20 protein-coding genes are annotated in these 17,201 nt (G+C 64.4%); 12 read left to right on the top strand and 8 right to left on the bottom strand.

Annotated features, from left to right (window positions below; translation table 11 throughout):
- Positions 1–18: 18 nt before the first annotated feature.
- From KF733_05385 to KF733_05415, 7 genes are all read right to left on the bottom strand, one after another.
- The gene (locus KF733_05385; protein ID QYK56913.1) at positions 19–636 is read right to left on the bottom strand and encodes a PEP-CTERM sorting domain-containing protein; all 618 of its coding nucleotides are present in this window, start codon (positions 634–636) and stop codon (positions 19–21) included.
- A gap of 458 nt (positions 637–1,094) precedes the next feature.
- A complete protein-coding gene (locus tag KF733_05390; protein ID QYK56914.1) occupies positions 1,095–1,547 on the bottom strand; it encodes a DUF1854 domain-containing protein in 453 nt (150 codons plus the stop codon).
- Positions 1,548–1,603: 56 nt separating this feature from the next.
- Positions 1,604–3,016, bottom strand: a complete 1,413-nt coding sequence (locus KF733_05395; GenBank protein QYK56915.1) for a VWA domain-containing protein — start codon at positions 3,014–3,016, stop codon at positions 1,604–1,606.
- 72 nt (positions 3,017–3,088) lie between these two features.
- Entirely contained in the window at positions 3,089–4,486 is a 1,398-nt protein-coding gene (locus KF733_05400) for an FHA domain-containing protein (protein QYK56916.1), read from the bottom strand.
- Positions 4,487–5,749: an FHA domain-containing protein gene (locus tag KF733_05405; GenBank protein ID QYK56917.1), complete on the bottom strand. Its 1,263-nt coding sequence runs from the start codon at positions 5,747–5,749 to the stop codon at positions 4,487–4,489. It lies immediately after the preceding gene.
- A complete protein-coding gene (locus tag KF733_05410; protein ID QYK56918.1) occupies positions 5,707–7,275 on the bottom strand; it encodes an NAD(P)H-hydrate dehydratase in 1,569 nt (522 codons plus the stop codon). The genes KF733_05405 and KF733_05410 overlap by 43 nt, the downstream gene beginning before the upstream one ends.
- A gap of 42 nt (positions 7,276–7,317) precedes the next feature.
- The gene (locus KF733_05415) at positions 7,318–7,665 is read right to left on the bottom strand and encodes a hypothetical protein (protein QYK56919.1); all 348 of its coding nucleotides are present in this window, start codon (positions 7,663–7,665) and stop codon (positions 7,318–7,320) included.
- 105 nt (positions 7,666–7,770) lie between these two features.
- On the opposite strand from KF733_05415, the gene KF733_05420 reads away from it, so the two are divergent.
- The 12 genes from KF733_05420 (at position 7,771) to atpG (ending at position 16,511) form a co-directional block, all read left to right on the top strand.
- Complete coding sequence (locus tag KF733_05420) at positions 7,771–8,637, top strand: alpha/beta fold hydrolase (protein ID QYK56920.1); 867 nt, start codon at positions 7,771–7,773, stop codon at positions 8,635–8,637.
- A gap of 85 nt (positions 8,638–8,722) precedes the next feature.
- A complete protein-coding gene (locus KF733_05425; GenBank protein ID QYK56921.1) occupies positions 8,723–9,238 on the top strand; it encodes a DUF433 domain-containing protein in 516 nt (171 codons plus the stop codon).
- Positions 9,239–9,245: 7 nt separating this feature from the next.
- Positions 9,246–10,139: a phosphoribosylaminoimidazolesuccinocarboxamide synthase gene (locus tag KF733_05430; GenBank protein QYK56922.1), complete on the top strand. Its 894-nt coding sequence runs from the start codon at positions 9,246–9,248 to the stop codon at positions 10,137–10,139.
- Between the two features lie 86 nt (positions 10,140–10,225).
- Positions 10,226–10,975 carry a hypothetical protein gene (locus KF733_05435; protein QYK56923.1) on the top strand — a complete coding sequence of 250 codons (750 nt, stop codon included), beginning with the start codon at positions 10,226–10,228 and terminating at the stop codon, positions 10,973–10,975.
- Between the two features lie 4 nt (positions 10,976–10,979).
- A complete protein-coding gene (locus tag KF733_05440) occupies positions 10,980–11,417 on the top strand; it encodes an AtpZ/AtpI family protein (protein ID QYK56924.1) in 438 nt (145 codons plus the stop codon).
- A complete protein-coding gene (locus tag KF733_05445; GenBank protein ID QYK56925.1) occupies positions 11,414–11,719 on the top strand; it encodes a hypothetical protein in 306 nt (101 codons plus the stop codon). The genes KF733_05440 and KF733_05445 overlap by 4 nt, the downstream gene beginning before the upstream one ends.
- Positions 11,716–12,504: a F0F1 ATP synthase subunit A gene (locus KF733_05450; protein ID QYK56926.1), complete on the top strand. Its 789-nt coding sequence runs from the start codon at positions 11,716–11,718 to the stop codon at positions 12,502–12,504. Before KF733_05445 ends, KF733_05450 begins: the two co-directional genes overlap by 4 nt.
- A gap of 51 nt (positions 12,505–12,555) precedes the next feature.
- Positions 12,556–12,795: an ATP synthase F0 subunit C gene (locus tag KF733_05455; protein ID QYK56927.1), complete on the top strand. Its 240-nt coding sequence runs from the start codon at positions 12,556–12,558 to the stop codon at positions 12,793–12,795.
- Between the two features lie 127 nt (positions 12,796–12,922).
- The gene (gene atpF, locus KF733_05460; GenBank protein QYK56928.1) at positions 12,923–13,510 is read left to right on the top strand and encodes a F0F1 ATP synthase subunit B; all 588 of its coding nucleotides are present in this window, start codon (positions 12,923–12,925) and stop codon (positions 13,508–13,510) included.
- A complete protein-coding gene (atpH, locus tag KF733_05465) occupies positions 13,507–14,061 on the top strand; it encodes an ATP synthase F1 subunit delta (protein ID QYK56929.1) in 555 nt (184 codons plus the stop codon). The genes atpF and atpH overlap by 4 nt, the downstream gene beginning before the upstream one ends.
- An 18-nt stretch (positions 14,062–14,079) precedes the next feature.
- Positions 14,080–15,606, top strand: coding sequence for a F0F1 ATP synthase subunit alpha (atpA, locus tag KF733_05470; GenBank protein QYK56930.1), 1,527 nt, complete (start codon positions 14,080–14,082; stop codon positions 15,604–15,606).
- Positions 15,607–15,638: 32 nt separating this feature from the next.
- Positions 15,639–16,511, top strand: coding sequence for an ATP synthase F1 subunit gamma (gene atpG / locus KF733_05475; GenBank protein QYK56931.1), 873 nt, complete (start codon positions 15,639–15,641; stop codon positions 16,509–16,511).
- Here atpG and KF733_05480 read toward each other — a convergent pair.
- Entirely contained in the window at positions 16,508–17,179 is a 672-nt protein-coding gene (locus tag KF733_05480) for a hypothetical protein (GenBank protein QYK56932.1), read from the bottom strand. The two genes, atpG and KF733_05480, sit on opposite strands and share 4 nt — an antisense overlap.
- Positions 17,180–17,201 lie beyond the last annotated feature (22 nt).

Below are 17,201 nucleotides of genomic sequence, written 5' to 3' on the forward strand. Positions count from 1 at the left end.
ACGGAGAGAAGCTCTAGCTTACTTTCGTCGGCGTCGAGCGGCGATCGCGGCGATGCCGGCACCAAGAGCGACCATAGTGGCCGGCTCGGGCACGACGTTCACGCGGAAGGCGCCGCGGGTGGCCTGCGAAATAGCGTAGGGACCACCGTTGGTCTGGAACGCGTGGAGTCCGACGTCGCCGGTGCTGTTGAGGTTCCAAGCGAGCCAGGAGTTCGGGTCGCTGCTCGCCATGAGCCAGTAGTTCTGGCCGGCGACGATGTTCACGGCGCCGCCGACGTTGATCGTCGTGGCGATGCCCGGGTTACCGAAGTTCCCCATGTTCGTGATGTGCCAGGAGCCGATGACCGCGCCAGGCTCAGAGTTGTTGTCGGTGTGCAAAGTGATGGTGGCGCCGTTGGTGCCCGTCACGTAGCCGAGGGCGATCGTGATCGTGTCGACCGGGCCGCCGGCGGCAGCGGTGAACTGGTCGCCCTGGTTGAAGTCGTTGTTGATCGGCGGCCCTTCGGAGATCGTGTAGCCGTTGCCGTTGTTGTAGGTGTCGCCAGGGCCGAAGTTGTTAAAAGCGACGATCTGAGCGTTGGCCAGCGTAAAACCAACGAGAGCGGAAGCGGCGAAAGCCGCGCGTAAGCCTTTCATGAGTATCCTCTCAAAAACCGAGATTTACCTCGGCACTCGTCTTATTACGTACGAGACCCTTCCAATATAACACGTATTCCTTAACACGTGACAGGTATATATACCTGATTCCCGAAGTCTGCCGAAAAAAAGGGCGGCGCAGGGTGCGCCGCCGAACTCGATTCAGAAGGTTTCTGCTCTCGGAAAGTCGTGTAAGTGCCTTTATCAGGCTTGCGCTTGCTGTCTCGCTATCTCTCAGCCTAGCTCGGTTTGCGTAGAAGAACCGTGTTGCGTGCCCACCTAGCTTCGTGGGCCGGACGACAACTCCATCTCGTTCTGCGAACCTCTCAACGTGAACAATCCCATAGCGGATGTCACGCCTTCACCAGACGATGTCTAGTATGCGCCAAGACATGCGCAAAAGTGCCCAGCAATAATGCTGGTTTGCGCGAATTTTTAGGGTGGCAATTTAAACGGCGTCAGACCGTTTTCTCGATCAGGCCGCGGCTTGCCTCGTCCATCTTGGTGGTGTCCAGCTCGTAGCGGTTCCCGTCGACGTCGAGGAGCAGCAGCGTGGTCGAAGTGAGCCAGTTCGCGTTCTCTTGGAGGCTCTGGGTGACCAACTCCCGCTCGCCGCGGTCGGTCACGACCGTCCAATAGGTGACCCCGAACTCGGTCTTCACGCTCTTGACCGCGTTCACTCGCGCAGTGAGGTAGCGCCGGTGCAGCTCCTCGTCGATGATCGCGCGGTTCTCGGGATCGAGCGTGTCCAGGTCTTCGACCATGGCGATCTCTCTCCCTTTTCCGTCGAGCAGGGCCAAGTACTTCCCTGGATGCGAGATCGGCGAGGCCCAAGCGGGCTTGACCTCTAGGTAGCTCCGGTCGTCCTTGGTCAGGCGCAACCGGCCCTCGGGCTTATAAAACAGCTTCATGGGTCAAGAGTAGCGGATTCGCGCCGCTCCTCCTGGGGACGCCCGACCCGAAAGCGCTACCCCCGGGTCTTGCCCTGGTCGAGGTTCACCATCGTGCCCATCAACGTCTTTTCTGCCCCCCCGGTATCGCCCCGTTGGATCGCCTGCATGGCGATCGTCACTTCTTGGGCTTCCTGGACGCGGCCTTGGGAGAGAAGCAGCGCTTGGGTCTTCTGGAGGTCGGCCACGGCCACCGCACTGGTGATCGCCTGCGTCTTCAACCCCATGATCGTCCGCTCGACCGCGCGCCCGGCCGCGGAGACCTCAAACGCCGAGGAGACGCGCGGGTCGACGGGCGCCGAATAGCGGGCCGCATCTGCCGTGAACTCCATGACGAGGTCGACGTCCACGGACTTCTGCCCGCCTCCGTCCGCATACGTCAGCTTTCCGCCCGCGACCCGGTAATGGCCGAGCGGGTGGTTCGGGAACTCGAAGTCGAAGACTTGCTGCAGGGTCGCCCCCCGCTCCAGGTCTGCCATCTCCACGGTGAACTCGCGCTGGTCCGGGACGACCGACATGCCCGTGGCCGCCCGCAGGTTCACCCACCTCGCCAGCTTCAGGGAAAGCTTCAGCCCAGTGACGGCGGTGGTCATCAGCTTCTCCAGTTCCGTGCGGAAGATCTCGGGGATCAGCTGCGGCTGCGGAATGTAGTAGTAGTTGCCCCCAGACCGCTTCGCCATCGAGGCGAGCAACTCCTCGTTGTACTCTGCGCCGAAACCCAGGAACGTCGAGGTGACACCGCGGCCCTTCATGTCCCCGGCGAGTTGGACCAGCGACGAGAAGTCCTTGATCCCGGCCGTCGGCTCGCCGTCGGTGAGCATCACGAGGCGCGTCGCCCGCCCCGTCTCGCCGCCAAATTGGGCGAGCTGTTGGCTGGCGAGGGTGAGAGCGTCGCTGATGTTCGTCGTATAGCCGGGGCGCAACTGCGCGATGCCGTCCTTCACCGCTTGCCGGTTCGTCACCCGCTGCGGGGCCATCAAGACTTCCACGATCTCGTCGAAGACGACGATCGAGAGGACGTCGTTCGGTCCCAGGAGGTCGACGACGTAGTTACAGGCTTGCTTGGCGTATTCCAGCGGAGGGCCCTCCATGCTGCCGCTCCGGTCCACGACAAGGCACAGGTTCACCGGCGTGCGCTGGCCACCGGAGACCATGCCAGGCAGGGCGGCGTCGCCGGGCGCCGTGATCTCCACCAAGAACTGCTCACGCGCCGGGCCGTTGGCCATGGCGGCCTTTCGGCTTGGGGTGGCGACCACGTTCAGCTCGGTCGAAGGGGGCGTCCAGGCGGTCGTCCGGTTCGGGTCTCCCGAAGCGGGCGGGGCACTGATCGCGACTGTCCGGTTCGGGTCCGGCCCACCGCCCAGCACGGTCTTGTTGGGGTCGAACCCCGTCATCTGTGTCTTGTTAGGATCGGGCGGCACCTGGCTCATAGTGAAAAGCGTAACCCTGTAGACGTATTCTCGGCTCTTCTCGTTCTTGACGTGCGATTCTGGGCCATGGGTCTATTCGACCCGAAACTGGGTAGAGCCGATCAAGATCGTGTCTCCCGGCCGGGCTTGGGCCGAAGTCACCCGCTGCCCGTTCACGAACGTGCCGTTCGTGCTGCCAAGGTCAGTGACGATGAGTCCGGCTTGGGTCGGGGTCACGGTCGCGTGACGGCGGGACGCTTGGGAGTCGAACCCGAGCGCGAGCCCCGCCGCCTCCCGGCCGATTTCGAGGGAACCGGCCACCGGGACCCGCTGCCCGGTCAGAGGCCCGCTCACGGCCACCAAGGAGAAGGCGGCCGGGGCCACCGTCGCCACGCCGGGCTGGGGCATGTGGGCCGTGGGTGAGGGCGAAGCCTGATGGGGCTGTTGTTGCGGCGCCGACCAAGGTGCCGGCTGCGCCGGGGCGGGACCGGCCGCGAACTGCCCGTGGGAGATCGCGTGCGCCTTTGCGCGGCCCTCAGCGGCGGCCTGCGCCGAGCCCGCGCGCATGAGGAACTGAAGGTTCAGGGAACCGACCTGGATCGTGTCCCCATGGCGCAGCAGCGCCTGTGGGACGCGGATGCCGTTGTGCCCTACCCCGATGGGGCTGTTGGGGTCTACGAGCATGTATGTCTGCCCCTGGCGCTGGATCACGGCGGCCAGGGCAGGGATTTGCGCGTCGCCGAAAAGGGGAACGTGGGCGCGCTCGTCCCTGCCGATCAGCGTCTGGCCCGCGTCGATCGGCCACTCGCGGCCCTCGTTCCGGCCGACGACAAGACGCAACCAGGCGCGTCGCGTCACCCGGTCTACTAGGGCCGTGAAGAGTCCGATGAAGAGGCCGAGGCCGAAGGCCATCGCGGCCCGGCCCGGTGCCCCGGTCTCGACCTGCTGCCCCGCGGCAACGGAGCCCATGTTCCCAAGCATCGTCACCGAGGCGAGCGCTGCGGCCAGGGGGTCGAAGACCATTCCCGTGATGAACCCGGCGATCGCGCCGCCGATGGCTCCGGAGAACAGCGAGCGGACTGACATCTGCGACGCCCCCACCGCCGCGCCGATTGCCAGCGCCATCGGCACGAAAGCGGCGACCCGCGCGATCGGTCCGGGCCCGCCCGTGCCCATCACGACCGCGGCGAAGACCGCCCCGCCGATGATCTTCCCGAGCCCGCCCCCGACCGCGCCGAAGACGAGCCCGAGCGCGCCCGAGACCAGAATGTTGCGCCTTCCGCCCCGTGCCGCCCCGTGGAGCACCCCCGAGGTACCGCCGACCAGGGCTCCCAGCAAGAGGAAGAGGATCTGTTCGACCGCTGCCCAGCGCGCGTCGACCTGCATCGCGCCAAACCCGGAGAAGACGCGAGGGAAGAAGGGTTCGCAAATGATCCAGGCGAGCGTGCCTGCGAGGGCGCATGCGAAGGCGCGAACAACGACGCTCCCCATCTATGCCTCGTAGCGCAGGGCCACCGACCCGAACTGGACGGAGTCCCCGGGGTTCAGCGCAGCGCTTCCTTCCAGCCGCACGCCGTTCACGAAAGTGCCGTTCGTACTGCCCAGGTCGGCGATGGTGAGGCTGTCCCCGGTCCGCGTGATCTGGGCGTGCCGTCGTGAGACGGTGGACTCGCCTGCCAGCACGATCTCCGCGCCCTCCTCGCGGCTGACCACGGCGGTGCCTTCCGGCAGTAGGTAGATCGAACCGTCCGCGCGCACGAGCCTCGGGTTCGAGACAGCGCCGACGGCGGGAACGCTGGCCGGGGCGGGGACGGGACCGGGGGGGCCGTCCCCGAGCACGATCGGTTGGATCGGTTGCGGGGCCTGCGGCACGGGGGCAGGGTCCCCTCCGGCTTGGGCTTGCTGGCCCTGGTCTCCAAGCCCGACCTGCTTCAGGGCGTCTTGGACCTTGGCGGGGTTGTTCTTGACGAACCAGAAAATTCCATAGCCGACCCCGCCCACGACGGCAAGACCTATAACAAGGTTGATAATTGAGGCGAGGGGGTTCAAGGGTTCTGTCGGCTTTGGCGGTGCCGCTCCGCTTTCTGACGCGGCCGCACCGCCGCTTCGTTCTGGCGCCCCCTCTTTTCGACCGGTCGCTGCGTCCGGCTTTTCTGCGGGCACGGTCTCCACGGGGTCGGCGATTTCGATCTTTCGGGGCTCCGTGACGCCTGCCCCCAGCTTAGCCACGAACGTTTGGGCCGGGGTCTGCTTTTCGTCGCCGCCCGATTTGAACTTCACGGCCACGGTGAAACTCCCCTCGGGAAGGTTTAGGAACTCGGCAATTCCCTTGTCGCTTGGAGTGACCAGGGCAGTCCGCTTTTCGTCCCCGGCGACGACCTCGACCACCGCCGTCGAGACAGGCTCGCCCCCGTGGGTCAGCAAGAAGGCGCTTCGAAAGACGCGGGCGTCGTCTTCGGGCAGCACCCGCCACCGGCCTTCCTGGACCTTCGCCAAGGCGCGGACGGCGACGTTTCCAGTCTTACGGTCGTGGACGAAGATCGCGAGCTTGCCGGGCTTGTCACCGACGGGCAGCTCTAGCGAAGTGCCGCTTGCGCTAACCGGGCCGTCGACCTTGCCGGGCTCCTCGAGCGAGCCGAGCCAGGCCACGCGGTCTCCCTCGCCCGGAAACTCCAGGCGCACAAACTTGGACTGTCCGAGCGATGCGGCGGCTACGAGCAGGAGGACGAGCAGGCAGACCGGTCTTCTTTGCACGTTAGCGTGAGTTTAGCCCGGGCGGCGGGAAGGCGCGAGATCACGTCTCGCGCGGTGTAGCCGACCGCACCCAGTTCCATCGCGGCGAGGTCGCCCGCCAGGCCGTGCCAAAACATCCCGGCTGCGGCCGCCTCAAGGGCCCCGGCGTCCTGGCCGAGGAGGGTCGTGACCACCCCGCCCAGAACGTCACCCATCCCTGCGGAAGCCATGCCGGGGTTGCCAGTCTGGTTCACGAGGAGGTCTTGGCCCGGCCCGGTGGCCAGGCTGTGCGCGCCCTTGAGGAGCACCGTCTTGCCCAGCCGTTGGGCCGCTTCCGCGACGCAGCCGAGGCGGTCGGCCTGGATCTGATCGGCGGACTTTCCGAGCAGGCGGCCCATTTCGCCCGGGTGCGGGGTCAGGACGCACTCGCAAGGCGGCAGGGTCAGCCCAGAGGCGATCGCGTTGAGGGCGTCGGCGTCGATACAGCTCGGCACCTCCCAGCGGCACCAGACTTTGGCCAGAAAGTCCTTGACGGGCTGCGTTTGGCTCATCCCGGGGCCGAAGAGGGCGGCGTCAAAGTGGTGCTGGTTTTCAATGACCCGCTTGAACGCGGCGGGGTCGATCACGCCGTCCGTCTCCGGGAGCGGCATCAGCACGCACTCCGGGCAGTGGGCCATCACGGTCTCGAGGACGGGTTCGACCGAGGCGACCGTCACCACGCCGGCCCCCGACCGGTAGGCAGCCTTTGCTGCCAGCGCCGCCGCCCCGCGCATTCCACGGCTCCCCGCAACGATCAGCACGTGGCCGTTCATGCCCTTGTGGCTGGACCGTAGGCGCTCGGGGACGAGGCTGGCCACCCAGTCTTGGCAGACCATGCGCGTGCCCGTCGGCTCGTTCGCGACTTGGCGCGGGAAGCCGATGTCCGCCACCGTCCAATAGCCGGAGTGCTCCAGCCCCATGGCTTGGAACAAGTAAGGCTTGGGAAGCCCGAATGTCACCGTCCGGAGCGCCCAGACGCTGTCGCCGAGCTCCGCGCCCGTGTCCGTCTCGATCCCGCTCGGGACGTCGATGGCGAGGACAGGCACCCCCGAACGGTTCACCGCGCGGACGGCTTCGGCAACGTTGCCGAGAAGCGGGCCGTGGGCGCCTATCCCCAGGATCGCGTCGACGATGAGGTCAAAACTGCCGAGGCACTCGAGCTTGCGCTCCCAGCGGGGGTCGCCCGCGAAGACGGGCCGCAGGCCCAGCCCTCGGGCCTGGAGCATCTGCTGCCGGCACTCCTCGCGAAGGGACGCTTCGTCCGAGGTGACCAGGCAGGTGACGCCGTAGCCGTGCTCGTGAGCAAGCCGGGCGACCACGAAACCGTCCCCGCCGTTGTTGCCGGGGCCGCAGAGGACGATGATCCGGCCCCCTTCCGGGAGCATCTGGCGAAGGGTCTCGAAGACGGCCAAACCGGCCCTCTCCATCAGCACCATGGCCGGGATGCCGAACTCTTCGGTCGCTCGACGATCGATCTCGCGGCAACGGGCTGTATCGGCGATCCACATGGCTTGCCGCTTTCTACGGAAGGCAGGGCGGGGTGTTTCGGCCTATTCGTCGACCCTGGAGAAGTAAATCACCGTAACCAAATGGGCCGGGGTCACGAAGTCTGTGTAGATGCGGGTCAGAAGGCCGATCACGTCGTCCTGGCTCCGGAGCTCCGGGTTCTCCCGCTCGATGTCCCTCGGGCTGAGCTCAGTGATCGGTTTCACCTCGACACGGTCCAAAATAGCGCAGAACAGCTTCTGGCGGCGTCCGAACCGGGGGCCCACCGTGACCCAAACGACCATGCCCGTCTTGTACTTGTCCGACTTGTCGCCCAGGCGGATCGTGGCCGTCTTCCGACTGTTCATCAGAAGCTCGTCGTAGAACTCAGAGTAAAAGTTAAGGGCGAACATGGTCTGGGAGCGCGTATTCTATCCTAGAAAGTCGGGAGCAACACTTTGTTCTTGACCCCTTTCCTAATCTTCCTCGCCAGTATTCTTGGCATATACCTCCTTGTGGTGGCCGCCGTCGCGTGGTTCAGCGTCCATCCGTTCCGCATCCCCGTCTTCACGGCGCCGGGCATGATGGGCGAGGAACAGCACGTCTTCCGGGTCCAGACGGACGACGGGCTCACCATAAAGGGGTGGTGGTCGCCAGCCCCCAGCCCCCGGTGCGCCGTGGTCTTTTGCCACGGCTACATGATGAACCGGTGCGAGTTCGTCCCCTTCACGTCGCTCTTCACGAGCCGCGGCGCCTCCTGCACCTTCTTCGACTTCCGGGCCCATGGCTGGAGCGAGGGCGGGACCACCTTCCTGGGGGTCGAGGAAAGACGGGACGTCGCCGCCGTCGTGGCCCATATCCGGGAGGTGAGCCCCGGGCTCCCCATCGTGCTCTGCGGGGCTAGCATGGGGGCGGCGGCAGCCGTCCGCGCCTGTGCCACTGACCCGAGCCTGGCCTCGGCGTTGATCCTGGATTCGCCCTACGAACGCCTGGACGTGGCGACGCGCGGCTGGTGGAACTACCTCGACCGGGGGCGGTGGAGCCGCTTCCTGGGTCCGGTCGCCTGGTTCGGCCGCCTCTTAACCGGGGTGGACCCAAAGGCGGTGGACACGGTCATGCTCCTGGAACAAATCCCGGACATCCCGATCCTCTGCCTCATCGGCCGCAGGGACCCGCTCTTGCCGCCGAGCTCCGCGGACCGCCTCCTGCGGGCGTGCGGCGACGACGTCCGCACGGTCTGGTTCGAGCAAAGCGGCCACTCTGAGGGCCGCTTCCACGAGCCCCGAAGATACGTGGAGGAGATGTTCTCCTTCCTGGAATCCCTGAATTTCTTGGATTCTCGCCAAGAGAACTGGATCAAATCACAGGCAGCCTCCGTCGAATAGTGCGGGTACCATGAAGCCCGCTGCAGGGACAACGGCGTTCCGGTATGCGAGTCAGGGCTCGCAAAGATATCGAGAAACGGAACGCATGAAGACCATTTCAAACCACTGGGCGCTTTCCCAGCTAGAGCGGCTTGCCCGAAACGAGCCGGACAAGTTGGAAGTGCTCCTCACAAAGATCAAGGAGTCCTTGCCGGACCTCTATGGCGAACTCGTTCTGATGTCGGTCGAAAGCGGCCAGACCTCGGAAGTCGACGCCGCCCGGCTACTCGACACGGATCCCGTCTCCGTCGGAATGCGGCTTGAGAGCTTCAGGCTCTCGGTCGGAGAGAACCAACTCGGGCACATCGTCCACGACGTTCACGGTGTGGCAAAGATTGAAGACAAACAAGTGACGGTCTGGGAGATCGTGCGCGAGTTTCGGCGCGCCGGTACGGTCTCGGCGATGCGCGACCAGTTCCCGGCCTTGAACGAGGTCGAACTGCGGGCCGCGCTCGCTTATGCGGGCCGAAACCCCGACGAGATCGGCGGCCAGATCCGCGCCTACGAAGAGCTCGTCGAGCGCAGCCGCGCCGCTTATCCGTTCGCCAAGACCTCGCCATAATCCCGGCATGGCGCTTCTTTCGGCCGAGGGGGTGGGACTCCCCCTCGTCCACCGGGGCAAAGTCCGCGACGTGTTCGACCTGGGCGACGCCCTCCTTTTCGTCGCGACCGACCGAGTCTCCGCATTCGACGTGGTGATGGAGAACGGCGTGCCGGACAAAGGCCGCCTCCTCAACCAGATCTCCAACTTCTGGTTCGAGAAGTTGGCCGCCACCGGCCCGAACCATTTGCTCTCCACCCAGGACGAGGAGATCGTTGCGCGCGTCCCCGGCTGGACGCCGGAGCTCGAAGGCCGCTCCGCCCTCGTGCGGAAGACGCGCCCGCTCACCTTCGAATGCGTCGTCCGCGGCTACCTCGCAGGCTCGCTCTATAAAGACTATATGCGCGACGGCGGTCGCGTGCACGGACTCGACCTCCCATCCGGCTTGCTCGATGGGTCGCGGTTGCCGGAGCCCATCTTCTCGCCCGCGACCAAGGCCCAAGAAGGGCACGACGAGAACGTCTCGTACGCCCGCATGGAATCGGAACTGGGCGCGGACGTCGCGCGGCAGGCACGCGAGTGGTCGCTCGAACTCTTCCGGGCCGCCTCGGAGCACGCTGCGACCGTAGGGCTGATCCTGGCCGACACCAAGTTCGAGTTCGGCCTCGCCTCAGACGGGCTCGTCTGGATCGACGAGGCCCTTACGCCCGACTCTTCGCGCTACTGGGAAGCCTCCGCTTGGAAGCCCGGCGGACCGCAACCGAGTTTCGACAAACAGCCTTTGCGCGACTGGCTGGAGGCGAGCGGCTGGGACAAAAAGCCGCCCGGTCCGCGGCTCCCCGAGGCCGTCGTCAAAGCCACGCGCGAGAGGTATGTGTCGGCCTTCGAACGCCTCACCGGCCAAAGGTGGCCCGCCGCATGAACGACGGAGCGCGGACGAGGACGTCCGCGCTCCGGGGAGGGGTGGCGCAATTCTGGGGAGCCTCCATGAGTAGAATCAGGAGGCGCATGCGCGAGAACTACACGCTGCACAAGTTGCACTCGTTGAGCGGGATCATCCCTACGGGCTTTTACCTGTTGCAGCACCTGACGCTGAACACGTTCAGCCTGGCCGGGCCGGAGCGGTTCAACGGGGTCATCGGCTTCTTCGAGGGAATGCCCAAGCATGTGCTCTACGGACTGAAGGCGCTCATCTGGATCCCGCTCATCTTCCACGCGGTCTATGGGCTTTTCATCGTCAGCAACGGCGAGATGAACCAGTACGCGACCTCGGTGTACAAGTTCCGCGAGAACCGTTACTACTGGCTCCAGCGCGTCTCCGGCATCGTGGCGTTCTTCTTCCTTGCGTACCACATGACGATGACCTCGGTGATGGGGCAGATCAAGGGCGCGGAGCAGACGATCACTTACGAAAACTGGGCGAGGATCCTCACCGAGCCTTGGGGGCCAGTCCCCTATGCGGGCATGGCGGTCTACGTTATCGGGATCGTGGCGAGCAGTTACCACTTCGCCTATGGCATCTGGAACTTCTGCATCCGGTGGGGCATCACGGTGAGCGACGCCTCTCAAAAGGCCACCGCCAAGCTTTCCCAGTTCGTCTTCATCGCGGTCTCGCTGCTCGGGATCATCGCCCTCAGCGGCTTCTTCAACCCCGTGCTGGAGGGCGGCGGCCACGGCGCGGTCGAGGTGCGTAAGGAGGCCCAACCGCTTCACGATGCGTCTTTGGAGACTCCGCTGCGAAAGCCTGGGTCAGAATAGGCGGATGGACGACGAGCGCTCTGAGGAAGAGGCTCGGCTGGCGGCAGAGGAACTCCGGTTGAAGGACATCGACGCGGCCATCGCCCGGGCGCGTCAGGAAGCGCGGCTGGCCGCGCCGCACGACGAGGACATCGAACTCCAGCTTCGCGACATCGAAGACCGGGCCCGCCGGGTACGCGCGCAGAAGGAGAGCCCCTTGCCCTCTGTCGGCGGCGGAAAGATGAGCGACGAATCCTACCGGGACGCGGGAGTCGCCTTGGCCGTGGCCTATAACGTCGTCGGCGGCACGATCGGGGGCTGGGTGATCGGCCTCCTCATCGATATGGGCACCAAGAACCCGCCGTTGGGCCAGGCGCTGGGCGCATTGATCGGCGGGGTCGCGGGCGTGACGGGCGCGATCATCATGGCGCTGCGCGCGGATCAGAGGAACTCGAAGAAATGAACTGGCTCATCGCAATCGGCTGTTTCGCACTGGGATTGGTGACGGCGTGGGTGAGCGTGGCGGGAACGCGCGCCTATGTGCGGCTCGTCTCAGGCGAGGGGACGCCCCCCGGCCTCGGCCGTACTATGATGATCGTGCTCTTCGTTCTGAAGCTGCCGCTGCTCTGCGGGGCCGTTTGGCTCGCCACAAGACCCGGGCCGTGGGGCTGGGGCCCTTTCTTGGTCGGCGCGGCAGTTGTATACTTTTTGACCGTCGGGAAGTCGGTCAAGCGACTTGAGAAGACCGACGCGACCCAAGTATGAGAGACTTACTGCCGGGCCTCTTGCCAAGCCTGCTCGCGGAAGCGGAGCATGCCGCCGAGGGGGGACACAGCGACCACCACGCAGCGGGTTTCTATATCTTCATTTACGTCGGTATTACGATCGCCGTAATGGTCGGCTTCTTCATGCTGATGAAGCAGGGTCTTTCGACCCGCGGCGCCAAGACGCTGCCCGCGAAGCTCGGCGAGCACATCTACCTCTTCCTCGACCGGATGTGCGTTTCGATCATCGGCCCGCACGGGCGGCAGTACCTGCCCTTTCTCGCCACGCTGTGGTTCTTTATCTTCACGTCGAACATCCTCGGGCTCTTCATGGACCGCGCCGCGACCGGCAACCTCGCCATCAACGCGGCGATGGCGCTTATCACGGTCATCTACGTCCAGTACGCAGGCATCCAGAGGAACGGCCTTGCCGGCCACTTGAAGCACTTCGCCGGCCCCGCCGGAATCCCAATTTTCATATCGGTCCTGCTCTTCGTCGTCGAGCTCGTCTCGGAGACGGCGAAGATCGGCTCCCTCACCCTGCGCCTCTTCGCGAACATTGAAGGGGGCCACTTGGTCGTCAAAAACATCAACGACCTCTTGACCGGCCAGCTCGCGGGCATCCCGCTCGGCGGGCTGCTTCTGCCGATCAAGCTACTTTCGGCCATCTTGCAAGCCTTCATTTGGGTTATGCTGACTTCGGTCTACTTGAACCTGGTCACCCACCACGAGGGCCACGACGAACACGACGACCACGACTCCCCCGTCCTTGCGGGGGCGCACTGACCTCAACCGCTTTTCAACTCGCAGACCACACTCGAAGGAGAAACTAAGGAAATGGAGAACCTCATCGCCCAGGCAGGAGCCCCGCTCGCACCAGCCTTTGGATTCGGCATTGGCGCAGGCCTTGCCGCTCTCGGAATCGGTATCGGACAAGGGCTGCTCGCCGGCCAGGGCCTCGCGGCCATCGCACGGCAGCCGGAGAAAGCCGGTGACATCCGCACGTCGATGATCATCGCGCTCGTCTTCCCCGAGCTGATCTTCCTGCTCATGTTCGTCCTCTGCCTTATCAAGTAAGGCCGGGCGGACGCGCCGATTTAGCCGGGAGCGCCTGACGGGCCTCCCGGCGACGACCCCGCCCGCTGTGGCGAAACCATCAAGAGAAGTGAGCTCAGAAAGCACTGGGAATAACAAGACGGGCAAGGTGCCGGCAACCACGTTCTTCGTGGTCGGCGTCGTGTTCTTGGCGGTCGGCTGGTTCCTGCACCAACAGGGCGCCAACGCCATCATGATCGGCGGCCAGTTCGAGTTTGACTACGCGGTCATGGTCAGCATGATCGGCGTGCTCTTCCTCCTTTTCCCGGTGGTCGACATGTTCTATTTAAAGCCGCTGGGAGACATCCTCGAACAGCGGAACAACGAACTGGAATCCACCTTCGCGGAGGCCGAAGCGCTGCGCACGCAGATGACGGACATGAAGTCCGACTACGAGCGCCGGCTCGCCGACACCGAGGCGAAGGCCCGCGAACAGATCCAGGGCCAGATCCGCGAGGCCCAGGAACTCCGCAAGACGCTGATGGCGGAAGCCACCCAGCGCGCGGACGAAATGGTCAAGCGGGCTCAGGAAGAGATCGCCGCCGAGCGCGACCGCGCCCTCGCCGGCATCCGCATCCAAGTGGCCGACCTCTCGCTGATGGCGGCCGAGCGCATCCTCCGCGAGAACATGGACGACGAGCGCAACCGACGGCTCGTCAACGAGTTCTTGGACACCGTCGAGGTGCCCTCAGCGTGACGGACGCCAGGGTCGCCCGCCGCTATGCAAGGGCTCTCTTCAACGCCGCGAAAAAGCAAGGCATCGTGAAGAGCGTCGAGGACGACCTGGCCCTGATCGGGACCGTCACTTCCAACACGCCGGGCTTCCGGCGGTTCCTGAACGACCCCTCCGCGCCCCAAGCCACGAAGCTCTCCCTCTTTGAGAAGGCCTTCAGCGACCGGGTCACGGCGACGACCATGGGCTTCCTGCGGCTCGTCCTGGAAAAAGGGCGCGAGGACAGCCTCGACCTGGTCCGGTACGCGTTCGTCGAACTGCGCCGCGAGGACGAAGGCGTCGTCCGCGCAGTCGTCACCACCACCCGCGACCTCTCGGAAGAGGAGCGGAGGCGCATCGTGGACCGGCTCACCCGCGCAAGCGGCAAAACGATCGAGGCCGAGTTCGAAATCGACCCCAGTTTGATCGGCGGCATCCGAGTCGCCTACGCCAGCTACGTGCTCGAAGGCTCTGTGAAGGGCGCCCTCGACCGGATGCGCGAAAGACTCATCTACGACGTTCTCAAGCAAAACTGACCCTAACCACCAACGACCATGGCAATCAGACCGGAAGAGATCACATCCATCCTTGAACAAGAACTGCAGCAGTTTGAGCGCAAGGCCGAAGTCGAACACGTCGGCACCGTGCTGCAGATCGCGGACGGCGTCGCGCGCGTTTACGGCCTCCCGGACTGCCAGGTCGGCGAAATGCTCGAGTTCCCAGGCGGCGTCATCGGCCTCGCCTTGAACCTCGAGGAAGACTCGATCGGCGCGGTCTTGATCGGCGACTACACCAAGATCAAGGAAGGCGACCCCGTCCGCGAGACGGGCCGAATCATCGAGGTCCCCGTCGGTAAGGCCCTGCTCGGCCGCGTCGTCAACGCGCTCGGGCAGCCGCTAGACGAGGCGGGCCCCATTGCCGCCACCGAGAAAAAGCTCATCGAGACGCTCGCCCCCGGCGTCGTCGACCGACAGCCGGTCACCGAGCCGCTCCAGACCGGCATCAAAGCCATCGACGCGATGATCCCGATTGGCCGCGGCCAGCGCGAGCTGATCATCGGCGACCGACAGACCGGCAAGACCTCGGTCGCGGTCGACACGATCCTCAACCAGAAGTCCACCCACGAGCCGGGCGGAAGCCCCGTCTACTGCATCTATGTCGCGATCGGCCAGAAGATGGCCAACGTCGCGCGCGTTGTCGAAACGCTGCGCGCGAACGGCGCCCTCGAATACACGACCGTCGTGGTCGCCAGCTCCTCGGACTCGAACGCCATGCAGTACCTCGCGCCGTTCGCGGGGGCCTCGATGGGCGAGTACTTCCGCGACAACGCGATGCACGCGCTCATCGTCTACGATGACCTTTCCAAGCACGCCGTCGCCTATCGCGCGATGTCGCTCTTGCTTCGCCGGCCTCCGGGACGCGAGGCTTATCCCGGCGACGTCTTCTACCTGCACAGCCGCCTGCTCGAGCGCGCGGCGAAGATGTCCGATGACCGTGGGGGGGGATCGCTCACCGCACTTCCCATCATCGAGACGCAGTCCGGCGACGTCTCCGCCTACATTCCGACCAACGTCATCTCGATCACCGACGGGCAGATCTACCTTGAGCCCGACCTCTTCTTCGCGGGCGTCCGCCCTGCGATCAACGTCGGCATCTCGGTCTCCCGCGTCGGCGGCAACGCCCAGATCAAGGCGATGAAATCGGTCGCGGGCCGCCTCAAGCTCGAGATGGCGCAGTTCCGCGAGGTCCAGGCGTTCGCCCAGTTCGCGAGCGACCTTGACCGGGCGACCCAGATGCAGCTGCTTCGCGGCCAACGCCTGACCGAGCTCCTGAAGCAGGGTCTTGCGGCTCCGTACAACGTCACGGACCAGGTCGTCGTGGTCTATGCGGGCACGAGCGGCATCCTTGACGAAGTCGAGAACTCGCAGGTCCCTGCGTTCGAGCGCAGCCTTCTCGCCCACGTCCACGAGAAGTACCCGGACGTGGTCGAAACGCTGAACGCGACAAAGGCTATGAGCCCCGAAATCGAGGAAAAGCTTAAGACCGCGTTCCAAGAAGCGCTCGCCGCGTTCAGAAAGTAACGCGTCTTCTGGCCGCTTAACCGCTAACAGAAATGGCAACCCTCAAGCAAATCCGCCAAAGAATCCGGACGTCGAAGAACATCCGGCAGATAACACGCGCCATGAAACTCGTGGCCGCGGCGCGGCTCAACCGCGCGAAAATGCGGGTTGAGGAAGCCCGGCCTTACGCGGAGAAGATGAGGGAGTTCATGGGCAGCATCGGTGCGGCGGGCGAGCTTCCGCCGCACCCCCTGCTTGAACGGCGGCCGGTTAAAAAGACATTGCTCTTGCTTGTTACGGGCGACCGTGGACTTGCCGGATCCTATAACACGCTCTTGATCCGAAGGGCGGCTGACTTTCTGCGGTCGGTCGAAGGCGAAGTCGGAGTGATGGCGGTGGGTAAGAAAGGGTCGCAGTTCTTCGGAAAACGGGGCTATTCGATTGTCGAGACGATTACGGTCCCTACCGCCGGCGCCCGGCTCGAAGACGCCGTTCTTGTCACCGATAAGCTGCGCAAGCTGTTCGAGGACGGATCGGTCGACGCCATCCACATTTGCTACTCAAAGTTCTATTCTCCGATCCGCCAAGTGCCTCAGGTTGTGCAGCTCCTGCCAATCGAGCCGCCGCGGGCCGAAGAGAACGAAGCGGCGGCGGCTGGAGCCTCGAAAGAATATAAGTTTGAACCTGAGCCGGTTGAACTCCTCGCCCTGCTCCTCCCGAAATACTTGCTGACTGTGGTCTACCAAGCGATGCTCGAAGCGAGCGCAAGCGAGCACGGCGCGCGCATGACCGCGATGACCAGCGCGACCGACAACGCAGGCAAGATGATCGCGGACCTGACCCTGAGCGCCAACCGGGCCCGGCAGGCCGGTATCACCAAGGAAATCTTGGAGATCGTGGCCGGCGCCGAAGCGCTAAAGGCTTAAGACTTCTGGGCCCAGACGGACTGCATCAAACTGTAACCTTTGGGGTCAAAGGTAGCCAGTTCCGGCTTCGTAAAGGGGTAAAAGTCGTTCTGTCCGAAGAACGCCTCGGTAGCCTCGGCGAAGTATTCCATCTGGTTTGTTAACGCATAGTGACGGACATTCTTGCCGTCCCAATGGAGGACGCTCTCGTACTTCTTTGCGGCGACCGCACTTTGATAAGCCACCAAGACTTGGGGGTTCTCAAACCCAGAGTCGAGGAAACGGTCGTGATAGGCGTGAGCCAGCTCGTGCAAAACCATCCATGGCTGTTGCTGCGTCCAATCAATGAAAGTCTGCAAATTGCCGACCTCCACGCCCTTCTCCATTTCTGGGTTTAATCCGTGCTGGACCAGCCAGTCGGCGCCGGGGTGGTAGGCCATGCAAGCGGTGTGCTTGTTGCCGTCGTTCACCCAAACTATGACTTCGCGCAGACGTGAAAGGTGTGGCTCTGGGACGACGCGCGAGACTCGATAAAGTTGTGTCGCCAACTCCTTTCGAGCGCGCATCCAAGTCTCAGGTGACGCTTGGGCGATCCCCAAGTCAAACCGCACGTCCCAGCCTTCGATCTCCTCGAGACGATAGCTGCCCGGGGTCGCGAGAAGGGTCCATGCGACAAGGCATCCGACCATGGTTCGGATATCATACTGGAGC

Source organism: Fimbriimonadaceae bacterium (assembly GCA_019454125.1).
Lineage (GTDB): Bacteria > Armatimonadota > Fimbriimonadia > Fimbriimonadales > Fimbriimonadaceae > JALHNM01.